Here is a 22,347-nt window from a genome sequence, read left to right as displayed (position 1 = left end):
CGCTCATCGCTTGCGGAGAAACCTTTCTCCATAAAGCGTAGCTAGCGCCGTAGTTCTTGCGGGCGCAACGCTAACCCTTTGTTAAGCTAAATACCCCCAACAAACGTTAAATCTGGAACCGGCGCGCTGTCGCGTTTCGCGACGTTGTCCGTACAGCGGCCGTGCCGCAGTTCAGCAACGACACAACATCGTCCGTCGCTGACACAGCGGCCGCGCGGCGGGGCTAGACCACCGTGCGGTGCCGCGCGATGCAGGTTTGCAGGACCTCGTCCATCGGCATCGCCCACCAGTCGTTGGAGAAGATTTCGATCTCGGAATAGCCGGCATAACCCTGCGCCTCGACGGCCGCTCGCGCGGACTTGATGTCGATGACGCCGTCGCCCATCATGCCGCGGTCATTGAGGATGTCCCTTGTCGGCACCAGCCAGTCGCAGACATGAAATGCAAGCAGGCGATCGCTGCCGGCGCGCGCGATCTGCGTCATGACCTCCGGATCCCACCAGATGTGATAGACGTCGAGCGCGACGCCGAGCGCGCCGGTGCGCTCCGGATCAAGCTGGTCGCAGATATCAAGCGCCTGCTTCGTCGTATTCACGCAGGCGCGGTCGGCGGCATAGGCCGGATGCAGCGGCTCGATCGCAAGCGGCATGTTCGCCTGCCCTGCATACTCCATCATTTCCGCGATGGCGTCATGGACCTGCGTGCGTGCGGCCACGATGTCCTTCGAAGCTGCGCTTCCCGGGCGCGAATATTGCGGCAGGCCGCCGACAACAAGCACGATGCAGGGTGCGCCGAGCGCCCTGGCTTCGTCGATTGCGCGGCGATTGTCGTCACGCGCCTCGATGCGGTGCACAGCATCTGCGGTGAACATGCCGCCACGACAGTAGCCGGACAGTTCGAGCCCGGCATCGCGCACCGCGCGAACCGCACGGTCGAGGCCGACAGCCGCAACCTGGTCGCGCCAGGGATCTATGGCGCGGATACCATGCCGCGCGCAGGCCTCGATGATGGCGACAAGGTCGCCCTGCTTGCGGACGGTCGCCGTGTTCAGCGACAGCCAGCGATGATCGCCCGAGAAATCACGCATCAGGCTTCGATGCTGCGCGTTGCCAGCACCATCTTCATGCGCCGCGTCGCCAGTTCGGGGTTGGCGAGCAGCCCGGCCTTGTCGGCGAGACGGAACAGTTCGGCCAGATGCAGCGTCGAGCGCGTACTCTCCTGCCCGCCGACCATGGTGAAGTGATCCTGATGGCCGTTGAGATAGGCCATGAAGACGATGCCGGTCTTGTAGAACCGCGTCGGCGCCCGGAAGATATGGCGCGACAGCGGCACCGTCGGCCCCAGCACGTCGTGGAAGCCGGCCTCGTCGCCGGCGGCGAGCCGCGACAATGCATAGGACGCCGCCGGCGCAATGGCATCGAAGATGCCGAGCAGCGCGTGCGAAAAGCCCTGCGCGTCACCCGCGATCAGTTCGGCATAGTTGAAGTCGTCGCCGGTATACATCTTGACGTTCTTGTCGAGCCGGCGGCGCATGTCGATCTCGCGCTGCTTGTCGAGCAGCGAGACTTTCACGCCATCGACCTTGGCCGCATTGGCATTGATGATGGCAACCGCCGTGTCCATGGCCTTGTCGAGATCACCGGTGCCCCAATAGCCTGCCAGTGCCGGGTCGAACATGTCGCCGAGCCAGTGGATGATCACGGGCTCGCGCACCTGCAAAAGCACGCGGTTGTAAACCTTGGCGTAGTCGTCGACGCTGCGGCCGAGCCTGGCCAGCGCGCGCGACGCCATCAGGATGATCCGGCCGCCGGCCTTCTCGACCGCCGCGATCTGCTCTTCATAGGCGCGGATGACGTCACCGATGGACTTGGCATCTTCCACCGCGAGATGGTCGGTGCCGGCGCCGGAAAACACCAGCGCATTGCCCTTCGCCTTTGCTGCCCGCACCGAGCGCTGGATCAATTCCAGCGAGGTCGGCCAGTCCAGCCCCATGCCGCGCTGCGCGGTGTCCATGGCTTCGGCCACGCCGAGGCCGAGGTCCCAGACATGCTCGCGAAACGCGATGGTACGGTCCCAGTCGATCGCGGCGCTGAGCCAGGGATCGTTATCGGCGAGCGGATCGGCCACCACATGCGCGGCCGAGAAGGCCACGCGGTTCAGCGTGCCCTCGAGCTTGTCCGGAAACGTCCGCGACGCCGCCAGGCGATAGGTCTCGATCGAACGATCGGCGGTCGGCAGCCTCAGGGACAGCGACGACATCGGCAGGACAGGCTTGTTCATGGCTGGGCCTCCTCACACCCTGATCGGGGCAACATCGATCCAGCGCCGCTCGCGCCAGCTCTGCAGCGCGCATTCGGCAAGCTGCACGCCCTTGGCGCCTTCCAGCAGCGTGAACTTGTACGGCGCGTCCTCGCAGACGTGACGGATGAACATCTCCCACTGCTCCTTGAAGCCGTTGTCGTAGACGACGTTCTCGGGAACCTTCTGCCAGTCGGCGTAGAAATCATGGGTGCGCTTCTCGTCCGGATTCCAAACCGGCCGCGGCGTCGCCTGCCGCGCCTGGATCACGCAATCGGTGAGGCCGGCGACCGCCGAGCCGTGGGTGCCGTCGACCTGGAAGGTGACGAGGTCGTCGCGATAGACCCGCGTCACCCAGCTCATGTTGATATGCGCGATGACGCCGCCCTTGAGGCGGAACGTGGCATAGGCGGAGTCATCCGCGGTCGCCGTATACTTCTTGCCGTTCTCGTCGAAACGCTCGGGGATGTCAGTCGTGCCGAGGCAGGAGATGCTCTCGACTTCGCCGAAGAGATTGTCGAGCACGTAGCGCCAGTGGCAGACCATATCGAGAATGATGCCGCCGCCGTCCTCGCTGCGGTAATTCCACGACGGCCGCTGCGCCTCCTGCCAGCCGCCCTCGAACACCCAATAGCCGAACTCGCCGCGCACCGAGAGCATGCGGCCGAAGAAGCCGGAATCGCGCAGGAACGCCAGCTTCTTCAGACCCGGCAGGAACAGCTTGTCCTGCACCGTGCCATGCTTGACGCCCTTGGCATTGGCGAGTTTCAGCACCGCGATGGCTTCCTCGAGATTGGTCGCAATCGGCTTCTCGCAATAGACATGCTTGCCGGCCTCGATCGCCTTGGTCAGCAGGGTCGGGCGCGCCTGCGTGGTGGCGGCGTCGAAGAAGATCGTGTCGTTCTTGTCGGCGAGCGCCTTGCCGAGATCGGTCGACCAGCGCTCCACGTTGAAGCGCCTGGCCAGCCGCTCCACCTTCTCCGCGTCGCGGCCGATCAGGATCGGATCCGGCAGCATGCGGTCGCCATTCGACAGCAGCACGCCGCCCTGGTCGCGGATCGCAATGATGGAGCGGATCAGGTGCTGGTTGAGCCCCATCCGGCCGGTCACGCCGTTCATGATCAGGCCGAGGCGTTTGGTCGTCATACTGCTTTCTCCAGGGAATTTTCAGGCGCGGGCTCGGCAAGCGGGGACATCGCGGACCAGTCCGGATGCGCTGACGTGGCGAAGCCCGGCCTGGTCAGCGATCCCGTCAGGAGGTCGCCGTCATGGATCGCGAGCCGGACTTTTCCGCCGTCGCGCGTGTAGAGGTCGGGATGGCCCGCCAGGAATGCTTCCGCTTCGGCGGCAGGGGTGTCGCCAAAGCCGTCGACGTAGTGGTGGCCGTTGCGCTCGGCATGGGTGACGCCGATCAGCGCGCCGAGCGCGAGATCCTGCTGCACGGCGAGGCCCGCCTGGCAGGTGAGGTCTTCGCCGCTGATGAAGCATTTCTCGCCCGCCGCGCTCCATTTGGCTGCGCGGGTCGCGTTGATCACCGACTTGTAGATGCCCTTGCAGGATTTCGAGGAAATGCCGCGATAGCCGAGCGCCCGCGCCATCGGGAACGCATCGTAGGAATCGTCGGCCTCGTCGACGATGAAGTCCCGCCGCGCCAGCGCGCCGAGCGGCGAGGCCCGCATGATATCGCGCGGCATCGGCTGTTCGATATAGAGCAATTTGGCCGCGATCGGCCGCAGCGCGGCGTCGTCGTCGAGGCGTTCGACCAATGCGGCCAGCGCCGCGAGATCGGCATATTGCTCATTGGCATCGAGTGTGACGCGATAGTCGTAAGGCAGCGTGGAGAGTTCGCGGCCGATCCGGATCAGGCGTTCGGCGTCATGCGCGGGATCGCCATTGAGCTTGAGCTTGAAATAGCGCGCGCCGGCATTTTCCCTGGCGTCGGCGACACCGCCCTCGCCTTCGACCTTGTCGTCCATGCCGACGGTGTGCCGGATCGCCACGCGCTCCAGCCGCCTGTGGCCCGCCAGGAACTGCGAAACATCGCCATCTGCCAGATCTCGCGACAGCCTTGCATCGACGCCGGCAATATTGGCCACCATGCCATCGAAGAAGTTGGCGCCGGTACACCGCAGCAGCGCGTCCAGAATGGCCTTGTCGATTTCAGCCGGGCCGTAAGCCGCGGCCAGCGGCGGAATGTCCTCGGCGGCACAGGCCTCGATCTGCGCGCCAATACAGGCGGCGTGCAGGCCGAACGCCGTCTCAAAGACGGAGTGCGCCAGGTAGATGTCCCGCGCGATCATCAGCGAACGCCGCAACTCGCTCACCGTCTGCTGCGGCGACAGATGCGGCCGCTTGTCGAACCACTTCGCCACCAGGAACTCGGCGCTTGCGCCGGTCGCGCTGCCCTTGCCTTCAACCTCGATCTCGACACGAACGAAAGCCTGCGGCGTCGCGTTGATGACGACGGCGCCGAACCGGAACGGCCGGGCAAAGCTGACCTGCCGTTCGAAAAAAGCGATGTCCTTTACGATCAGGCGTGGCGGCATCGAAAAGCCCGTTTCAATCCAGCGCGCTTTGGGTGAAGAAGTGTTTGCGAATCCGTTGCACCAGCTCGGTGAAAGCAGGATCGGCCATCGAATCCAGCGAGCGCGGGCGCGGCAGCGGCACATCGTAGATCGCCGCGATCGCGCCGGGCCGCTCGGTCATGACCAGCACGCGATCGGCAAGGAACACCGCTTCCGGAATCGAATGCGTGATCAGGAGGACGGTCTTGCCGGTCTCGCGCTGGATGCGCATCAGCTCGACGTTCATCTTCTCGCGCGTCATGGCGTCGAGCGCGCCGAACGGCTCGTCCATCAGCATGATCTTGGGATCGTGCACCAGCGCGCGGCAGATCGAGGCGCGCTGCTGCATGCCGCCGGAGAGCTGCCACGGCAGCTTCTTCTCGAACCCTTCGAGGCCGACCAGCTTGAGCAGCGCCTTGGCCCGCACCAGATATTCGGCGCGCGGCAGCCTCTTCATGTCGATCGGCAGCATCACGTTGGACAGGATGTTGCGCCAGGGCAGAAGCAGCGCGTTCTGGAACACGATGCCGACATTGCCGTGCGGCTTCGTCACCGGCTCGCCATCCACCATGATGCTGCCGGTCGATGGCGCGAGCAGCCCCGAGATCATCTTCAGCAGTGTGGACTTGCCGCAGCCGGACGGGCCGACCACGACGAAGAACTCGCCCTCATTGATGTGGAAATCCAGCGGCCGCAGCGACGGCACGTCGCCGTCGCGCGAGCGATAGGTTTTCGAGACGCCCGAGAGCGTGATCCCCGGCGCCGCGCCGCGGGCGCGATCCGACACCAGCCGCAGATGCGCGGCCGGCTGGTTGATGTCGATTGGTTTGGTCGCCGGGTTCATGGGAACGGTCCTCTCCACCCGTCGTCCCTGCGCACGCAGGGACCCATACGCAGTGCCCGTTGGTTCGGGCACGCATTTAGAGACCTTTTGCAGCAACTCAGGCCGGTGGTTATGGGTCCCTGCATTCGCAGGGACGACGAAAGGTGGATCATCAACGGCTCACGAACCGCCCTGCGGCAGGTAGTCGTTGGTATAGAACGCCTTCGGATTGTCCTTGGCCTTGGCGTCGAGCCCGCCATATTCGACCATCAGGTTGACCGTATCCGTCATGTTCTGGTCGGTCACCTGGAACGGCCGCTTGCTCTTGGTTTCCGCCGTCCGGTAGAGCGGGATCGTCAGCTCAAAGCCCTGCGTCAGCGTCCCGATCTTGCCGCCCTTCGGATTGGCGTCGAGGATCGACTGCGCCGCAGACTTCGGGTCCTTCTCGGCGGCTTCGACGGCCTTGGTCGTTGCCGACATGAAGCGCCTGACGAGATCGGCATTGGCCTTGACGAACTCGGTGTTGGCGACGATGCCGGAGCAGACCATGTTGATGCCGTAGTCGGCGAACTTGATCGCGTTGACGTCCTTGCCGGTGGCGTCCTTGATCTTCATCGACTGGTCCATGACGTAGCCGAGCAGCAGGTCGGCCTGGCCGTTGATGACGGCGTTGAGCTTGGTCTGCGCATCGCCCGCCACGGTCTGGAAATCGCTTTCCTTCAGGCCGGTCTTCTTCAGGAACAGCGGCCAGATCTGCGTCATGGAATCGGCCGGCGTGATCGCCACCGTCTTGCCCTTGATGTCCTCGGGCTTCTTGATGTTCTTCTCGACAAAGCCCATCGCCGACATCGGGCTGGTCTGCAAGAGCACGCCGGTCGCGACGATCGGCGCACCCTTCACCGCTGCGCGCATCATGGTGGGCACGTCGACATAGCCGAAATTGGCGGTCTTGGCCGCAACGGCCTGCGTGGTCGCCGCCGAACCGCGGCCTTCCTGAATCTCGAGGTCGATGCCTTCGGCGGCATAGATGCCCTTGGCCTTGCCGTAATAGAACGGCGCGTGCTCGCCATAGACGTACCAGTTCAGCATCAGCACGACCTTGTCGGCCGCCGATGCCGGAAGCACCGAAAGCGCGGTCCAGATCAGCGCGGCGGATACAGCCGCTATCGTTCGAATCATCGTCTTCCTCCCTTGCACTTGTTTTTTGGCTTTCTCGTTCACGAAGCAAAAATGATGTCGTCGCGCTGGCTGACATGCCAGGGGATCACGAGGCGCTCGATGCGATCGACGACCCAGAACAGCACGACGCCGAGCAGCGCGAGGATCACGAGTGCTGCAAACATCGTCGGCAGGTCGAACGTTCCGATCGAGCGCTGCATCACATAGCCGATACCGGAATTGGAGCCGACGAACTCGCCGACCACGGCGCCGACGACGGCGAGCGTCACCGACACTTTCAGGCCGGAGAAGATCGCGGGCATCGCATGCGGCAGGTTGACCGCGCGAAACACCTGGAAGCGGCTGCCCTGCATCGCGCGCGCTAGATCGACCATGTCGGGATCGACCGACTTGAAGCCCTGCACCGCGGACACCACCACCGGAAAGAATCCGAGCAGGAACGCCGAGATCACCTTCGGGATGATGCCGAAGCCGAACCACACCACGAACAGCGGCGCAATCGCGATCTTGGGAACGGATTGGGAGAACACCAGCAGCGGATAGACATAGCTTTCCACCGTCCTCGACCCCGCAATCAGCATCGCGATGGGAATGCCGAACACGGCCGAGAGCAGGAAACCGCAAATGGTGGCGTAGGTGGTGGGCCACGACTGCCGCAGCAGTTCCGGCCACTCGGTCCGCAGCACCGCCACGACATCGCCGGGCGACGGGATCTGATAGGCCGGAATCTGGAACACGCGGATGGTGACGTCCCACATCACCACGATGAAGATCAGGAACAGGAACGGCCGCACCCACGCCGCGTTCAGCGCTTTCGATACCGCACTCTCGGGCTTCAGCTCGGCCACATTCCGCTCCCTGGGATTGTCTTATGGGCACGAAATTAACCCGTTGGATAAATACTGGCAAGCGGGTTTTCAAAGCGCCATTTGCGACGTTTGGACGCGAGAGATTGCGCCGTCATACATGGTCATGCCCGGCCATGACGGCGAGAATGCCAGACTTATCAGACCGGCTGATGTTCCGGCGACCGCACACCCGGCCCCACAATCCTGCCAAAGTCCGCGGTCGATTTTCCGGTCAGCGCCGCCAGCACCAGGGCCACCATGTGGGCGAGCCGCTCGTCCCTCGCCTCCTTCTTCAGGAGATCGCGGCCGAAGATCACGGAGAGCGTGGCGCTGTTGGAGAGATAGAAGAAGCACAGCCCGGCGATCGAGATGTAGAGCTGGACCGGATCGACCGCGACGCGGAAATCGCCGCTTTCGACGCCGCGTGTCACCACCGTGCGGATCATCTCGACGAACGGCGAATGCATCGATTTGACCTTGGTCGAGCGCTTCAGGTGGCGCGCCTTGGCCAGGTTTTCGGTGTTGAGCAGCGCCAGGAATTCCGGGTTGCGTAGAAAGTAATTCCACGTGAACTCGATCAGACGCTCGATCGCGTTCGGCGGATCGAGATGTTCGAGATCGAGCTCGCGCTCCTCGGAACGGATCTTCTCATAGGCGCCTTCCAGCACCGTGAGGTAGAGGTCTTCCTTGTTGCCGACATGGTAGTACAGCATGCGCTTGTTGGCGCCGGCATTGGCCGCGATGCGGTCGACACGCGCGCCGGCGAGGCCATGGGCGGCGAATTCCTGCTTGGCCGCCTCGAGAATGCGAAGCCGCATCCCCTCGGGGTCACGCTGCCACTTTTGAGTCCGTTTCGCCTTTGCCAAATCAACCGCCCGATGGATGCATCAGGCAAGCTGTAGCATGCAAGGCGGCATTTGAGAACGAAGCTTGTTCACCCTCCCCTGGAGGGTAAGCTCACACGTCCCTCCCCGGCGACGGCTGCACCAGCAGTGTCGGCACGCCGCACGTGCCCTTCCGCACCGTCATCACCCGCGTTCCCGGCTTGCGGCCGGTACGGATTTCCGAGACGTCGACGCCGGCCTGCACCAGCCGCGCATGGGTGGCCTCGATGTCGGCGACGCGCCAGCACAGGCCATATAATTTATCCGTCGTCGTATCGGCCTGCTTGCCCGGCCGGTGCGTCACCTCGACGATGAGGTCGCCGCAGCGGAAGAACATCAACCGGCCCCAGTCGGGATGCGAGCGGTCGAGCGCCATGTCGAGGCCGAGCCGCGCGCCATAGAGCGCGGCGGCGCGTTCGGGATCCGACGTCGAGACCACGACATGATCCATCGCGGTGATCGAAGCCGGCGTCGTCCGCACCGATAGCGGCCGCTCCTTGTCGCGCTCGAGGAAGAACAGGCGGACACCGCGCGTGGCGTCCGTCGCGGTTCGCGTGCGCTTCCATGACAGCGTTGCGCCCGAGACCGCATCGCGGCTTTCGACCTCGGCAATCGGCTCCGGCTTCAGCGTCAGGCGGTCGAGCCTGCGATGCATCTTCGCAATGTCGCCGGTGCGAAAGCAGATGCTCGCCAGCCCCTCGCCCTGCGCGGCCAGCACGTTACGAATGCGATCGGCATTTGCATCCTCGCCGCTCGGCGCCATCAGTTCCAGCGACGTGTTGTCGAGCGTGAACAGGACGCGATCGGCGCCGTCGCCGCTGTTCTGCCAGGAAGGCGTGCGGGCGAACAAGGTCTGGTAGGCGGCGGAGGCCGCCTTGATGTCGCCGGTCAGAACAACGACGTGGTCGAGGCCGATGATCACGGAAACAGTCCTCGCGTGTTCTTGGCGGCGCGCACCTTCTCCACGCCGATCGCCATGGCCGCCGTGCGATGCGGGACCTTGTCGGCCTTCGCACGCTGCAGCATCGTATCGAAGGCGCGATCGAGAATCGCGTATTCGCGCCGCGTCACCTCTTCCTCCTCCCAGAACAATTGCTGCAGATCCTGCACCCATTCGAAATAGCTGACCACGACGCCGCCGGAATTGCAGAGGATGTCGGGGATCAGGAACACGTCGCCCTGGCGCTTTTCCAGCACCAGATCGGCTTCCGGCGTAGTCGGGCCGTTGGCGCCTTCCGCCAGCACACGGCATTTGAGGTTCTCCGCGACCCCGGCATCGATCACCCGCTCCATCGCCGCCGGCACCAGCACGTCGCACTTCAAGGTGAGTATCTCTTCGGGATCGAAGGTAAGCTGGTTGGAGAAGCCGGCGATGCTGCCATGCGTGCCGGCGTGCCGCATCAGGGCGGGAATGTCGAGCCCGGCGGGATCGTGCAGTGCGCCGGTGTGATCGCTGACCGCAATGATCTTGAGGCCGCAATTGTGCAGTTCGAGCGCCGCATACGATCCGACATTGCCAAAGCCCTGGATCACGGCGGTCGCCGTGCCCGGATTGATCGACAGCTCCTTCAGCACCCGTCTGGCAAGATAGGCGACGCCGCGTCCGGTCGCCTCGCGCCGCCCCAGCGTACCGCCTGACGCAACCGGCTTGCCGGTGACGATTTCGGTCACGGTCTGGCCCTGATACATCGAATAGGTGTCCATGAACCAGGCCATCACCTGCTCGTTGGTGCCCATGTCCGGCGCCATCACGTCGGTATGCGGGCCGACGAATGGAATCATTTCCTGCATGTAGCGGCGCGACAGCGCTTCCAGTTCGCGCCTCGAAATCGTGGAGAGGTCGACATTGACGCCGCCCTTGGCGCCGCCATAGGGCAGCCCGACCAGCGCGCACTTCCAGCTCATCCAGATCGCAAGCGCCGCAACCTCGCCGATGTCGACGGAGGGCGCAAACCGCGTGCCGCCCTTGGTCGGCCCGAGCGTGAGGTGATGCTGCACCCGGTAGCCTTCGAACACCGAGATCGTGCCGTCGTCGCGGTGAATCGGACAGGAGACCGTGATGGCCCGCTTCGGCATCAGGAGCCGGTCGCGCTCATCCATCGGAATTTCCAGATGGTTGGCGATGACGCCAAATTGCTCAACCGCCATGTCGAAAACCGGACCGGAATAAACGGTCATCATTCCCTCCACTTTTGTCGCGCCACCGGGAAACCCGGGCAGCCGTCAGCCGTTATACGGCAGTGTGCCCAAAACTACCTAAGCGCATGCCTAAGCTCCCAGAGACGGTCGTATTCTCCTCATACTCCCATCTCAAGCTACAAACACGGCACGGCTGCGAATAATTTCGGCGAATGCATCCGATAACCGGTGCTAATGTATGTGTGCCGGGCCGGGACCACCCCTCAGCTCATGACGGAAAACGAATGCAGGCTCTCTTCATCGGACAGACCTATATCGACGTTACCTTCATCACCGACCACATGCCGACCGGCGACGAAAAACATGTGGCTTCCGCCTATGCCGTGTCCTTTGGCGGCAACGCCGTCACCGCGGCATTCTGCTGCGCCAAGCTCGGCATCGTGCCCGACCTGATCGCGACCGTCGCCAACGACTGGCTCGGCCGCATGTTTCAGGACATGAGCGCGAAGTATGGAATCTCGATCCATCCGCGCAAGGTCAATTCCTCGTCGCTCTCGTTCATCATGCCGAAGGACGGCAAGCGCGCCATCGTGCGCTGCCGCGACGACGAGCACATCCACCCCTTTCCGATGCTGAACCTGAAGGGCTGCCGCGCGCTGCATGTCGACGGCCACCAGCCGGACGCGGCGATCCACTATGCAAAACTCTGCCGCGAGGATGGCATCCTGACATCGCTCGACGGCGGCGGCCTGCGCACCAATACGCATGAACTGCTGGAGTTCATCGACGTCGCGATCGTCGCCGAACGGCTGTGCGAGCAGATGGACAAGACGCCGCAAGCGATGCTCGATTATCTCAAGAGCCGCGGCTGCCGGGTCGGCGGCGTCACCATGGGCGAACAGGGCCTGCTCTGGTATGACGAGGCTGGCGCGGTGCGCAAGCTGCCGGCACTGCCGATCGCGTCCGAGCGCGTCATCGATACCAACGGCGCCGGCGACGTATTTCACGGCGCTTACGTGTATTCGTATCTCAGCAATCCGGCAAAAGGCTGGCAAGAGCATTTCGAGTTTGCGCGCGCGGCCTCGACGTATAAGATCCAGCGCCTCGGCAACGAGGCCGGATTGCCGACCCTTGCCGATATCGACGCCGTCAAGGCGGAATTCCAGGTCGGGCGCAAGAAGGAATTCTGGGATTAAACATTATTGGGATCAGCCATGGGGCGTGTGTTCGTCGCCGGCAGCATCAACATGGATGTGGTGGCGACAGCCGACCGGCATCCGAAGGTCGGCGAGACCGTCGCCGGCCAAGCCGTACACTATTTTTCGGGCGGCAAGGGCGCCAACCAGGCCGTCTCAGCGGCCAAGCTCGGCGCATCGTCGGCGCTGATCGGCCGCCTCGGTGCGGATGCGTTCGGACAGCAACTCCGGCAGTTTCTCGGAGAACAATGCGTCGATCTCGCACTGGTCAAGGACACCGCCGAGACCCACACCGGCACGGCCGTGATCATCGTCGCCGATGCCGACAACACCATCGTCGTCGTGCCCGGCGCCAATGCGCTGGTCAGTGCCGAGGATGTCGCGGCCCCCCAGTTCGCCAAGGGCGACGTCGCCGTGAGCCAGTTCGAGATACCACAAGCAACGATCGGCGCCTTCTTCAAGCGAGCCCGCGCGGCCGGGGCGACCACGATCCTCAATCCGGCGCCGGCTCTTCCCTGTTCTCGGGAACTGCTGGGCCTTGTCGATATCCTGATCCTCAACGAGACCGAGCTCGGACTTCTCGCACAGACCGAACTTGACGCTGCCGACGAACCCTCACGATTTATCGAAGCGGCGCGCCGGCTGCCAATCGGTTCAGACAAGATCATCTGCGTGACGCTCGGCAAGCGCGGCGTGCTTGCACTGATACAGGGCGAAGCCTCGTTGATACCGGGGCGCCCCGTCAAGGCCGTGGACACCACCGGCGCCGGCGATTGCTTCGTCGGCGCCCTCGCCGCCCGGCTTGCCAAAGGCCGCACGATCCACGACGCGCTCGAATACGCCAATGCCGCCGCATCGATCTGCGTGCAGCGGATGGGCGCCGCACCGTCAATGCCGACCGCCGCCGAAGTGGCGGCGTTACTCGGTTAGATTCTTTTCTGACGCGTTTTCTTCACGCGAACCGGTGTCCACTTCGCTTGAAAACGCTACGGCTACTTCAGGGCCTGCAGCTCGTCGTATTGCTCCCGCGTCCAGCCTGCCCCGACCGACGCATCATTATGCAGCGGGATCGCCGCGTTCCGGAACGCCTCGCGATCGGGCTCGATGACGGTCATGCCGAGCTTCTTCAATTGTCCTGCGAGGATTCTTTCGGATGCCTCGATGGACTCAGTCGCCTCCCCGGCAGCTTCCTTCAACGTATCCGTGAAGAGCTTCCGGTCGTCAGGCGTCAGCTTGGCCCAGACGTGTCTGCCGATCACCGTCACCATCGACTCCGTGATGTGCCCGGTCAGCACGACATGGCTCTGCACCTCGTAGAACTTCTTCGCCATGATCGTCGGCAACGGATTCTCCTGCCCGTCGACGAGACCCTGCTGGAGCGCGGTATAGACATCGGAAAAAGCGATCGGGATCGCGGTGGCGCCGACCGATTTGGTGAACATCAGCACGAGCGGCGCCGGCGGCACACGCAGCTTCATGCCGTTCATGTCTTCAGGTACATGGATCGGCTTCCTGGCCGTGACATGGCGCTGGCCATAATACGTCAGCGCAACGATCTTGTGGCCCGTCTTGTCCTCATAGCCCTTGGCCAGCTCGGCAAAGAGCGAACTGGCGCGATAGGCCTTCCAGTGCTCGAAGTCGCGCAGCATGAACGGCGCGCCGGTGATGCCGAGCGGCCGGTACGTCGTCGCGGCGAAGTTGATTCCGACATAGACGATATCGATGCTGCCCGACCCGAGCGCATCACTAAGCTGGCTCTCGTTGCCGAGTTGGGACGCCGGAAACACCTCGATCGCGAACCTGCCGTTGCTGCGCTTCCTGATCTCGGCGGCAGCCCACAGCGCCTCGGTGTGGAAGGGTTCGGTGACCTCGTAGACATGCGCCCATCTCAGCTTCTTCTGCGCCGAAGCCGGGCCGCTCATGACGGAGGCAACGAGGGCGGCACCGATCAATCCGAGATAGCACGACCGCAGGGACATACACCCTCCGAGAATCGACCGCTGAAGATTGCCTTCGGCAAGGTTGCCGAAACGGTCGGCAGATGCAAGCAGACTACCGAAGCGGAAGGTCCGGTCTGGGTCAGGGCTTGTTCTAGGTCAGGGCACTCTTCAGGTCGAAGCCGGCATCGGCCGCCTGCTCGGGCGTGATCGAACCGTTGTTGGCCAGTAGACGGCGTCCGAACATGTGATCGCCCGCGCGGTTCACCGACTCGATGCCGACAAGTTTTCCTGCCTTGTAGCAAAATACCGAGAACGCCCCCTGCGCGCGGTCACCGCGTACCGCCACGCTGTCATAGCCGGTGGTCAGCCCCACCATCTGCAGCTTGTCGGGCCCCTGATCACTCCAGAACCACGGCAGGCCGTCATAGGCCTTGGTATCGCCGGTCAGTCTTGCCGCAATGCAGCGCGCGTGGTCGGTGGCGTTCTGCACGGACTCCAGTCGCAGCGACCCGCCGTATCGCGGGCTCGGATAAAGCGCGCAATCGCCCATCGCCGAAATGTTCGGGTCCTCGGTCAGCAGATGCCGGTCGACGATGATGCCGGCCGCGACCTTCAAGCCGGCTTCGGCGGCCAGTTCGACGTTAGGCAGCACGCCGACGCCAACCACGATCAGGTCCGCCTTGATATGCCGGCCATCGCTCAGGCTGACGCCGGTTACCTTGCTGCCGTCGCTTTCGATGCTGGTGACCTGCACGCCGAGATGAATCCGGATTCCCGCCGCGGTATGCCGGGATTGAAAGTGCTCTGAGATTTCGGCGGTTACGGCACGCGCCATCACCCGCGGCGCGAGTTCGACGACGTCGACTTCTAGGCCCTTGGCGCGCGCAGTCGCGGCGAATTCCAGGCCGATGAATCCGGCGCCGATGACGACGACACGCTGCCCCGCCGTGATGGTGTCGCGCAGCGACTGGCTTTCGTCGAGCGTCCGCAAATAGCGCACGCTGTCGAGATTGGCGTTGGGAATATCCAGCAGGCGATTGCGCGCGCCGGTCGCCAGCACCAGATGGCCGTAATCCAGCGAAATGCCGGAGGCGAGCGCCACCTTGCGCGCGGCGCGGTCGATCGACACCGCACGGTCGGAGATCAGGTCGATCTTCTGGTCGGAATAGAATTTTCCCGGGCGGAACGTCAGGCTGTCGGGCCCGCCGGTCCCCTTCAGGTAGGCCTTGGACAGCGGCGGCCGCTGATACGGCAGATGGCCCTCGTCATTCACCAGCGTGATGGCTTCCGAAAACCCGTGCTGGCGCAGCGAGGCCGCGAGCTGATAGCCGGCGTGGCCGGCGCCAATGATAACAACCGGTCCTGTCGTCATAGGGACATCCTACGTTCGAGCGCACGGGAATGACCCATGTCGTTTCCCCTCAGAGATTTCGGCTTGCCTGTCTCGTCCTTTGGAAACGGCGCTCGTGTCCGCCCTGAACGATGACGGGCCTATCTGACCCCATGGCACGAACAGACGCAAGAGCACGGTAGCCATGAGGTCAGCCTTGCCACATTTTGCGGGCCAGTCCGGGGATTGTCACCTCTTGCCTTCTCCATTTAAATGCCTGGCCCATCCGCGCCCTCGCGAGGCCTGCCATGTCGACATCAGATGATACCGCCGCCGCCCCTGCCCTGCTCAGGATCGAGGGCGCGATCGCCACGATCACACTCAATCGCCCCTCAGCCTTCAACTCGATCAATCTTGCGATCGCACAAAGGCTCGAGCAGCTCGGCGCCGAGGTCGAGCGCAGCGACGCTGTACGCGTGCTGGTGATCGAAGGCGAAGGCCGCGCGTTTTCGGCCGGCGGCGACCTGCAGACCATCGGCGCCGCCGCCGCCAACGACACCATCGCGCCCGTGGTCGGCGAACTGCTGAAGCACTACCACGCCTTTATCGAGACGTTGCGGCGGATGCCGAAGATCGTCCTCTCCAGCGTCAACGGCTCCGCAGCCGGCGCCGGCATGGGACTCGCCTTCGTTGCCGATCTCTGCATTGCCGCCGAGGACGCCCGCTTCACGCCGGCCTACGCCAAGATCGGCGTCTCGCCCGACGGCGGCAGCACGGTCGGCATGGTGGGCACGGTCGGTACGCGCCGCGCGTTGCAGATCTTTCTGGCCGAGGACAGCTTTACCGCACAGCAGGCCTATGAATGGGGCCTGGTCGCCCGCGTCGTGCCGGCGGCAGAGTTGAAGGCGCAAACGCGAAAGTTCGCCGAACGCCTGGCGCAGAACGCGCCTGCTGCGATCGGGGGCACCAAGTCGCTGGTCTATCAGGCCGCGGTGACGCCGGTGAAGCAGCAGCTCGACGCCGAGGAAGCGGGGATCATCGGTGCCATGCTGACAGACGAATTCCGCGTTGCCGTGAAGAAGTTCACCAGCAAAGCGAAGTAGCGGCGGCCGCGGGGCACGACGGCGGGTAGACGTACGCGCTATCAATTCGGGCAGATATATCCCGTCCCCGACGGCGACTTGAAGCAGCCGACCGATTCCGGAATCACCTGCTTCGGCAGCCACAGCACGACCTTCGGGAAGTAGATCGTGAAGGTAATGGTGACCAGGAACACGACGTAGATCGGCAGCGCCGCCCGCAACGCCCTGGAGAATGGCACGCCGACGAACTTCGAGGCCATCAGCAGCACCAGCCCGTAGGGCGGCGTGATCAGCCCGAACGCCAGTGTCGCGATCAGCACGACACCCATGTGAACGGAATTGATGTCGCCGGCCTGCGTCAGCGTGTTCACCAGCGGCATGAAGATGATGATGGTCGGCACCGGCTCGATGAAGTCGCCGACCACGGTGAACAACAGCACCAGCAGCAGCATGATCAGATGCGGATCGTTGCCCGCGATCGAAACGATCCAGTCGGCGATCACGGAGGCGCCGCGCAGATAGGCCAGCATCCAGCCGAACGCATTGGCGGCGCCGATCGTGATCAGCGGCAGCGAGAAGATCAGCCCGGCGAGGCAGAAATCATAGGGAATGTTCCTGAAGTGACCGCGGTTGAGCGCGGGGATCACCACCGCGATGATCCAGATCACGGCGACGACACCCGCTTCGGTCGGGGTGAAGGCGCCGGTCAGGATGCCGCCGAGCAGGATGACAGGAATCATCAACGGAAGCACCGCGTCGCCGGCTGCAAAGACGATCTGCTTCAGCGGTGCGCGCGGCCTTTGCATCCCGGTCGGCCCGAAAAAGTAACAATAGATCATCAGGCCGAAACCGATCATCAGCCCGGGCACCACGCCGGCCATGAACAGACCGGCGATCGAGACGTTGCCCACCGCGCCATAGACCACGGCGGTGATGCTCGGCGGCACCAGTGCCGCGATGGTCGAAGCCGCCGCAATGATCGCGGCGATGAAGGCTGGGCTATAGCCCTCCTTCTTCATCGGGCCGCCCAGCGCGCGGGTCATCACGGCAACGTCGGCGGTGGTCGACCCCGACATTTCCGAGAAGAACATCGAGAACACGACCACGACCTGCGACAGCCCACCCCTGATATGCCCGACCAGCGACAACGACAGGTTCGCTATTCGCACCACCACGTTGGCCGAACTCATGAGTTCGCCGACCAGCAGGAAGAACGGGATCGCAAGCAGCGCCTCGGAGTCCACGCCGTCAAAGATCTTCTGCATGATGGCGGCGAGCGAAACGTCGGACAACAATGCGCCGACGAAGACGCCCGCCATCAGCGAAAACGGCACCGGCACGCCAAGATAGCCGAAGAACAGAAAGCAGAACGTCATCAGGCCGAGAATGACGGGCGAGCTCACAACCGGCCCCCGTTCTGGATGCCGATGTCAGCCGGCGGAATGTCGCCGGCGCCGTCGTCTTCAGGCGGCTCGGGATGGTCGAAACCGTTGCGGATGCCGTTGACGAGCTGTTCGACCGTGAACAGCGCGATCAAGACGCCGGACAGCGGGATCGCAGCATAGAGCGAAGCGATCGGCGTGTTCGACGGCAGCCGGAAGCTGCCGAAACCGCGCAGATAGTTGATGTAGCCGTAGTAGATCAGGCATCCCGCCACCGCCAGCACAACGAGGCGGATCAGGATTTCGACGATCAGGCGCGGCGTGCCGTGCATCGATTCGGAAACCGCCGTCAGGTAGAGATGATCGTTGCGGCGCGTGGCGACTGCGGCGCCGATGAAGATGGCATAGATGAACAGCGTCGACGTCACCTCCTGCAGCCACAGCCAGGGGTGACCGATGGTCCGCGTGAAGATGTCGGCCGTGACGGACAGCGAAAACCCGAAGCACAGCACACCGCAGATCACCATCAGGATCAGCTCGAGCCGGTCGAACGCCGGCCACTTCAGATGGTGCTGGCGCTGCAGCACGAGCCTGTCGGCAATGGACATTGTCACACTCTTTGTCGTCGTCCCGGCGAAAGCCGGGACCCATAACCACAGTTGCTAGTGTTTGCGGAGGCCGGCCAGCCGATCGCTCAACCGGCAGGCCGCGGCGTATGGGTCCCGGCGTTCGCCGACGACGCACGGATAGAGCCTAATTGATAGCCCGGATCAGCGTCTTGATCTTGTCGGCGTGCGGGCCGAGGTCCTTGGCGAGCTTGTCGAGATAGGGATCGGCGATCTTCTGGAAGCTCGCCTTGTCGACGTCCTTGACGATCTTGACGCCCATCTTCTCGAGCTTCGTGGCGGCCGCGTTCTCCAGGTCGAACGCCCGCTTCGGCTCCTGCGTGCTGACGTCGCGCGCGGCGGCCATCACCCATTTGCGCTGGTCGGCATTGAGGCCCTGCCAGAGCTTGTCGCTGATCCAGACGACGCAATTGTTGGCCTCATGCGAGGTCGTCGACAGCACCGGCGCGACCTCGTAGTGCTTGTTGATCATGTAGACGTTGACCGCGTTCTCGCCGAAATCGACCACGCCGGTCTGCAGCGAGGTGTAGACGCTGCCGAAGGGCATGTGCACCGTCTGGGCGCTGTAGGCGGGAAACATCAGGTCCTCGGTCGCGGTCGCCTGGACGCGGACCTTGAGGCCCTTCATGTCCTCGGGCTTGCGCACTTCCCGCTTGCCGTACATGTGCCGGAAGCCCTGGGTGCAGAGGCCGATGGCGTGAATGCCCTGCGTGGTGGTGTCGATCATGTCGCGCACCGCTTCGAACACCTTCTCGTCGCCCATCGCCTTGATGTTGTGCTCTTCCGAACGGAACAGGAAGTGCAGCGACATCACGCCGGCCTGCGGCGAGATCGTCGACGTGTTCGCTGACGACACCACGGCGAAATCAAGATCGCCGGCCTTCACGAGTTGCAGGAGCTGGGGTTCCTGCCCGAGCTGGGCGCCGGGAAACTGGTCGGTCAGCATCGTACCCTTGCTCAACTCCTTCAGCTTCGCCGAGAAGATGTCGTAGGCGATGCTGTAGCCGGAATTGAGCTGCTGATCGTGCGCGAAGCGAAAGTGCTTCGCCTCCTGCGCGCCGGCGCCGGTAGCGAGCATGACCGCCGCAGCGGCGAACGCCGCGAGCATCGATTTCCCTGGATTCCCCATGACGCTTTCCCCCGTTGGCTTGATTTTTCCCAATCAAACCACCGGGACAACGAGATTGTCAATAAAACATCCCCGCTTTCAGCCAAATCGGGCCACGAAATCGTGAAACGGACAATAATTGTCGATAATGCACCCCTGCAGTTGAGGGTTGTTATTTCCCCTGCCCGCGCATGAAGTCGAAGTCGCAGCCTTCGTCGGCCTGCAGAATCGTCTCGTTGAACAGATGCGCGTAGCCGCGCCTGGCAGCTTCGGGTTTGGCGGCCGTTGCCAGCGCCGCACGGCGCTTTGCCAATTCGGCCTCATCGACCAGAAGATCGATGCTGCGCCTGGCGACATCGAGGCGGATCATGTCGCCGTTCTTCACCAGCGCCAGCGGACCGCCCACGGCGGATTCCGGCGTGATGTGCAGCACGATGGTGCCAAACGCGGTGCCGCTCATGCGTGCGTCCGATATCCGCACCATGTCCTTGGTGCCGCCGCGCGCAAGCTTCTTCGGGATCGGCAGATAGCCTGCCTCGGGCATGCCCGGCGCGCCCTTGGGGCCGGCATTGCGCAACACCAGAACGTCGTCGGCATTGACGTCGAGATCGGGATTGTCGACCCGCAGCGTCATGTCCTCGACGGATTCGAACACAACGGCGCGTCCCGTATGCTGCAGCAATTTGGGACTCGCCGCCGATTGCTTGATGACGGCGCCACGCGGCGCAAGATTTCCATGCAGGATCGCCATCGCGCCTTCGGCCTTGATCGGATTGTCGCGCGAACGTATCGCATCCTGTCCCGGCACGTCTTCGGCGCCGGCGACGATCTCGCGCAGCGTCTGGCCCGTGATGGTTTTGGCATCGAGATCGATGAGGTCGCCGAGTTGCGCCATCAGCTTCGGCACGCCTCCGGCGTGATGGAAATGCTCCATATAGTGCTCGCCCGACGGCTTCAGATCGACCAGCACCGGCACCTCACGGCCGAGCCTGTCGAACGTCTCAAGGTCGATCCTGTGCGGGGAACGATGGGCCATCGCGGTGAGATGAATCAGGCCGTTGGTCGAGCCGCCGATCGCCTGCATCACGACCTGTGCGTTGCGGAACGACGCCGGGGTCAGGATCTCGCTCGGCTTCGGCCCCTTGGCTTTCGCCATGTCGGCCGCCACCCTGCCGCTCGCCTCCGCCGAGCGAAAGCGCTCGGCATGCGGCGCCGGGATCGTCGCGCTCATCGGCAGCGACAGTCCGAGCGCCTCGGTGATGCAGGCCATGGTGCTGGCGGTGCCCATCACCATGCAGGTGCCGACCGAGGGCGCGAGGCGGCCGTTGACGGCTTCGATCTCGTCGTCGTCGATTTCGCCGGCGCGATATTTCGCCCACAAGCGGCGGCAGTCGGTGCAGGCGCCGAGCACCTCGCCCTTGTGATGTCCGACCACCATCGGTCCGACCGGAATGACGACGGTGGGCAGGTCGGCCGATATGGCGGCCATGATCTGCGCTGGCAGGGTCTTGTCACAGCCGCCGATCACCACCACCGCGTCCATCGGCTGGGCGCGGATCATCTCCTCAGTATCCATCGCCATCAGATTGCGCAGGTACATCGAGGTCGGATGGGCAAAGCTCTCGGCGATCGAGATGGTCGGGAACACCATCGGCATCGCGCCCGACAGCATTACGCCGCGCTTCACCGCTTCGATGATCTGCGGAACATTGCCGTGACAGGGATTGTAGTCGCTGTAGGTGTTGGTGATGCCGACGATCGGCCGGTTCAGCGCGTCATCCGAATAGCCCATGGCCTTGATGAACGCCTTGCGCAGGAACAGCGAGAAGCCAGCATCGCCATAACTCGTCAGTCCCTTGCGAAGTCCGTCGGCCATTTTTTCTTCCCTGATGTTGGAATGGGCACTTAAGGAGCTCACCCGATTATTGTCAATGCTTGATTATTCTGGGCAAAAAGCGCTCTACGTCGACAGAACAGGCCCGCATTATTGACAATAATGCCGCAGCGTGTTGACTATCCGCCGCATTGGAATCGCGCCCATGAACCAACCGTTGCGCATTGGCCTGATCGGCGCCGGCATGGTGAGCCGTCATCATCTCATCGCATGGGCCAGCATACCAGATCAGGCCCGCGTCGTGGCGATCGCCGATCCCTCGCCCGAGAACGCCGCACGGCGCGCGAGCGAGTTCGGAATCGAGCAGAGCCACGCCAGCGCCGAGGCGATGCTGGCATGTTCGGGCGCCTTGCCCGGCGAACTCACCTACGACCTCGCGGTCGAGTACCAGGGTTCCTACAACAGGACGATCGCGCATTTCGTGAACGCGCTCCGCGACAATACGCCCTTCGAGACGGCGCCGCCGGATAACCTCCAGACCTTGCGCCTGGTCGAGGATTGCTATCGGCTGTCGGGCTGGGAGGCCTTGCGATGAAGCCACAGCAATCAATTGCCGACATGCCCGCGCCGTCGCGCGAGGACGAGCAGGCGGAGGTCATCCGCCGCCTGGAAGAGGACATCATCTTCGGCCGCTTCGCGCCGGGTTCGCGGCTGGTCGAGGACACCTTGATGCAGCGCTACGACGCCAGCCGGCATTTTGTGCGCCAGGCGCTGTTCCAGCTCGAGCGCCAGGGCATCGTGCTGCGCGAGAAAAATATCGGCGCCACCGTGCGTTTCTACTCTGCCGTGGAGGTGCGCCAGATCTACGAGGTGCGGGAAATGCTGACGCGGCAGGCCGCGCTGATGATCCCCCTGCCCGCTCCCCCTGGCCTGATCGAGCAGCTCGTCGAGTTGCAGCGGCAATACTGCGCCAGGGCCGACGCGCAGGATCTGCGCGGCATCCACGAGACCAACGACGCCTTCCACGTCGCGCTGTTCTCGGCCTGCGGCAACCCCTATCTGGTGCGCTCGCTGCAGGACTACATGAACCTGACGCTGCCGATGCGCGCCAAGA

At 63.6% G+C, this 22,347-nt stretch carries 21 protein-coding genes; 5 read left to right on the top strand and 16 right to left on the bottom strand.

What is annotated here, in order from left to right; translation table 11 throughout:
- Positions 1-223: 223 nt before the first annotated feature.
- The 10 genes from V7E26_RS11910 to V7E26_RS11865 form a co-directional block, all read right to left on the bottom strand.
- Positions 224-1,087 carry a sugar phosphate isomerase/epimerase family protein gene (locus tag V7E26_RS11910; RefSeq protein WP_324416019.1) on the bottom strand — a complete coding sequence of 288 codons (864 nt, stop codon included), beginning with the start codon at positions 1,085-1,087 and terminating at the stop codon, positions 224-226.
- Positions 1,087-2,280, bottom strand: a complete 1,194-nt coding sequence (locus tag V7E26_RS11905; RefSeq protein ID WP_324416017.1) for a dihydrodipicolinate synthase family protein — start codon at positions 2,278-2,280, stop codon at positions 1,087-1,089. The genes V7E26_RS11910 and V7E26_RS11905 overlap by 1 nt, the downstream gene beginning before the upstream one ends.
- Positions 2,281-2,292: 12 nt before the next feature.
- Positions 2,293-3,444, bottom strand: a complete 1,152-nt coding sequence (locus V7E26_RS11900) for a Gfo/Idh/MocA family protein (protein WP_324416015.1) — start codon at positions 3,442-3,444, stop codon at positions 2,293-2,295.
- Positions 3,441-4,844 (bottom strand): hypothetical protein, encoded by a 1,404-nt coding sequence (locus V7E26_RS11895; protein ID WP_324416013.1) that lies wholly within the window; start codon positions 4,842-4,844, stop codon positions 3,441-3,443. The genes V7E26_RS11900 and V7E26_RS11895 overlap by 4 nt, the downstream gene beginning before the upstream one ends.
- 13 nt (positions 4,845-4,857) lie before the next feature.
- Positions 4,858-5,706: an ABC transporter ATP-binding protein gene (locus V7E26_RS11890; RefSeq protein WP_324416011.1), complete on the bottom strand. Its 849-nt coding sequence runs from the start codon at positions 5,704-5,706 to the stop codon at positions 4,858-4,860.
- Between the two features lie 159 nt (positions 5,707-5,865).
- A complete protein-coding gene (locus tag V7E26_RS11885; protein WP_324416009.1) occupies positions 5,866-6,864 on the bottom strand; it encodes an ABC transporter substrate-binding protein in 999 nt (332 codons plus the stop codon).
- Positions 6,865-6,902: 38 nt separating this feature from the next.
- Positions 6,903-7,712, bottom strand: coding sequence for an ABC transporter permease (locus V7E26_RS11880; protein WP_324416007.1), 810 nt, complete (start codon positions 7,710-7,712; stop codon positions 6,903-6,905).
- Between the two features lie 158 nt (positions 7,713-7,870).
- Positions 7,871-8,578 (bottom strand): TetR/AcrR family transcriptional regulator, encoded by a 708-nt coding sequence (locus V7E26_RS11875; RefSeq protein WP_442893390.1) that lies wholly within the window; start codon positions 8,576-8,578, stop codon positions 7,871-7,873.
- A gap of 91 nt (positions 8,579-8,669) precedes the next feature.
- Positions 8,670-9,518, bottom strand: a complete 849-nt coding sequence (locus V7E26_RS11870) for a VOC family protein (protein ID WP_324416004.1) — start codon at positions 9,516-9,518, stop codon at positions 8,670-8,672.
- The gene (locus V7E26_RS11865) at positions 9,515-10,774 is read right to left on the bottom strand and encodes a Glu/Leu/Phe/Val family dehydrogenase (RefSeq protein ID WP_324416002.1); all 1,260 of its coding nucleotides are present in this window, start codon (positions 10,772-10,774) and stop codon (positions 9,515-9,517) included. Before V7E26_RS11865 ends, V7E26_RS11870 begins: the two co-directional genes overlap by 4 nt.
- A gap of 245 nt (positions 10,775-11,019) precedes the next feature.
- Here V7E26_RS11865 and V7E26_RS11860 point away from each other — a divergent pair, with 245 nt between their 5' ends.
- Positions 11,020-11,931, top strand: a complete 912-nt coding sequence (locus V7E26_RS11860) for a sugar kinase (RefSeq protein ID WP_324416000.1) — start codon at positions 11,020-11,022, stop codon at positions 11,929-11,931.
- Between the two features lie 18 nt (positions 11,932-11,949).
- Complete coding sequence (rbsK, locus tag V7E26_RS11855) at positions 11,950-12,861, top strand: ribokinase (protein WP_324415998.1); 912 nt, start codon at positions 11,950-11,952, stop codon at positions 12,859-12,861.
- A 62-nt stretch (positions 12,862-12,923) separates the two neighbouring features.
- Here the strand turns inward: rbsK and V7E26_RS11850 are convergent, their stop codons facing one another.
- Entirely contained in the window at positions 12,924-13,910 is a 987-nt protein-coding gene (locus V7E26_RS11850) for a sialic acid TRAP transporter substrate-binding protein SiaP (RefSeq protein WP_324415996.1), read from the bottom strand.
- Positions 13,911-14,022: 112 nt separating this feature from the next.
- On the bottom strand, positions 14,023-15,243 hold the full coding sequence (locus tag V7E26_RS11845; RefSeq protein WP_324415994.1) for an NAD(P)/FAD-dependent oxidoreductase: 1,221 nt from the start codon (positions 15,241-15,243) through the stop codon (positions 14,023-14,025).
- 266 nt (positions 15,244-15,509) lie between these two features.
- On the opposite strand from V7E26_RS11845, the gene V7E26_RS11840 reads away from it, so the two are divergent.
- Positions 15,510-16,304 carry an enoyl-CoA hydratase/isomerase family protein gene (locus V7E26_RS11840; protein ID WP_324415992.1) on the top strand — a complete coding sequence of 265 codons (795 nt, stop codon included), beginning with the start codon at positions 15,510-15,512 and terminating at the stop codon, positions 16,302-16,304.
- A 41-nt stretch (positions 16,305-16,345) separates the two neighbouring features.
- Here V7E26_RS11840 and V7E26_RS11835 read toward each other — a convergent pair whose 3' ends face one another.
- From V7E26_RS11835 to V7E26_RS11820, 4 genes are all read right to left on the bottom strand, one after another.
- The gene (locus tag V7E26_RS11835; RefSeq protein ID WP_324415990.1) at positions 16,346-17,686 is read right to left on the bottom strand and encodes a TRAP transporter large permease; all 1,341 of its coding nucleotides are present in this window, start codon (positions 17,684-17,686) and stop codon (positions 16,346-16,348) included.
- The gene (locus V7E26_RS11830; RefSeq protein ID WP_324415988.1) at positions 17,683-18,273 is read right to left on the bottom strand and encodes a TRAP transporter small permease; all 591 of its coding nucleotides are present in this window, start codon (positions 18,271-18,273) and stop codon (positions 17,683-17,685) included. Before V7E26_RS11830 ends, V7E26_RS11835 begins: the two co-directional genes overlap by 4 nt.
- Before the next feature lie 145 nt (positions 18,274-18,418).
- The gene (locus tag V7E26_RS11825; RefSeq protein WP_324415987.1) at positions 18,419-19,420 is read right to left on the bottom strand and encodes a TRAP transporter substrate-binding protein; all 1,002 of its coding nucleotides are present in this window, start codon (positions 19,418-19,420) and stop codon (positions 18,419-18,421) included.
- Between the two features lie 151 nt (positions 19,421-19,571).
- Positions 19,572-21,275, bottom strand: a complete 1,704-nt coding sequence (locus V7E26_RS11820) for an IlvD/Edd family dehydratase (RefSeq protein ID WP_324415985.1) — start codon at positions 21,273-21,275, stop codon at positions 19,572-19,574.
- Between the two features lie 163 nt (positions 21,276-21,438).
- Here V7E26_RS11820 and V7E26_RS11815 point away from each other — a divergent pair, with 163 nt between their 5' ends.
- Together V7E26_RS11815 and V7E26_RS11810 are read left to right on the top strand one after the other, a co-directional pair.
- A complete protein-coding gene (locus V7E26_RS11815; protein ID WP_324415983.1) occupies positions 21,439-21,828 on the top strand; it encodes a Gfo/Idh/MocA family oxidoreductase in 390 nt (129 codons plus the stop codon).
- 23 nt (positions 21,829-21,851) lie between these two features.
- The coding region (locus V7E26_RS11810; protein WP_442893392.1) for a GntR family transcriptional regulator at positions 21,852-22,347 on the top strand (496 nt) is incomplete at its 3' end.

It is taken from the genome of Bradyrhizobium sp., from assembly GCF_036735945.1.
Lineage (GTDB): Bacteria > Pseudomonadota > Alphaproteobacteria > Rhizobiales > Xanthobacteraceae > Bradyrhizobium.
This window is presented reverse-complemented; position numbering and strand designations above follow the sequence as displayed.

Bases quoted from the DNA above. Each gene is read 5' to 3' on its own strand.
- V7E26_RS11815 (WP_324415983.1), top strand. From the start codon at position 21,439: ATGAACCAACCGTTGCGCATTGGCCTGATCGGCGCCGGCATGGTGAGC.
- V7E26_RS11890 (WP_324416011.1), bottom strand. From the start codon at position 5,706: ATGAACCCGGCGACCAAACCAATCGACATCAACCAGCCGGCCGCGCAT.
- rbsK (WP_324415998.1), top strand. From the start codon at position 11,950: ATGGGGCGTGTGTTCGTCGCCGGCAGCATCAACATGGATGTGGTGGCG.
- V7E26_RS11860 (WP_324416000.1), top strand. From the start codon at position 11,020: ATGCAGGCTCTCTTCATCGGACAGACCTATATCGACGTTACCTTCATC.
- V7E26_RS11865 (WP_324416002.1), bottom strand. From the start codon at position 10,774: ATGACCGTTTATTCCGGTCCGGTTTTCGACATGGCGGTTGAGCAATTT.
- V7E26_RS11850 (WP_324415996.1), bottom strand. From the start codon at position 13,910: ATGTCCCTGCGGTCGTGCTATCTCGGATTGATCGGTGCCGCCCTCGTT.
- V7E26_RS11845 (WP_324415994.1), bottom strand. From the start codon at position 15,243: ATGACGACAGGACCGGTTGTTATCATTGGCGCCGGCCACGCCGGCTAT.
- V7E26_RS11840 (WP_324415992.1), top strand. From the start codon at position 15,510: ATGTCGACATCAGATGATACCGCCGCCGCCCCTGCCCTGCTCAGGATC.
- V7E26_RS11825 (WP_324415987.1), bottom strand. From the start codon at position 19,420: ATGGGGAATCCAGGGAAATCGATGCTCGCGGCGTTCGCCGCTGCGGCG.
- V7E26_RS11830 (WP_324415988.1), bottom strand. From the start codon at position 18,273: ATGTCCATTGCCGACAGGCTCGTGCTGCAGCGCCAGCACCATCTGAAG.
- V7E26_RS11895 (WP_324416013.1), bottom strand. From the start codon at position 4,844: ATGCCGCCACGCCTGATCGTAAAGGACATCGCTTTTTTCGAACGGCAG.
- V7E26_RS11885 (WP_324416009.1), bottom strand. From the start codon at position 6,864: ATGATTCGAACGATAGCGGCTGTATCCGCCGCGCTGATCTGGACCGCG.
- V7E26_RS11910 (WP_324416019.1), bottom strand. From the start codon at position 1,087: ATGCGTGATTTCTCGGGCGATCATCGCTGGCTGTCGCTGAACACGGCG.
- V7E26_RS11820 (WP_324415985.1), bottom strand. From the start codon at position 21,275: ATGGCCGACGGACTTCGCAAGGGACTGACGAGTTATGGCGATGCTGGC.
- V7E26_RS11905 (WP_324416017.1), bottom strand. From the start codon at position 2,280: ATGAACAAGCCTGTCCTGCCGATGTCGTCGCTGTCCCTGAGGCTGCCG.
- V7E26_RS11900 (WP_324416015.1), bottom strand. From the start codon at position 3,444: ATGACGACCAAACGCCTCGGCCTGATCATGAACGGCGTGACCGGCCGG.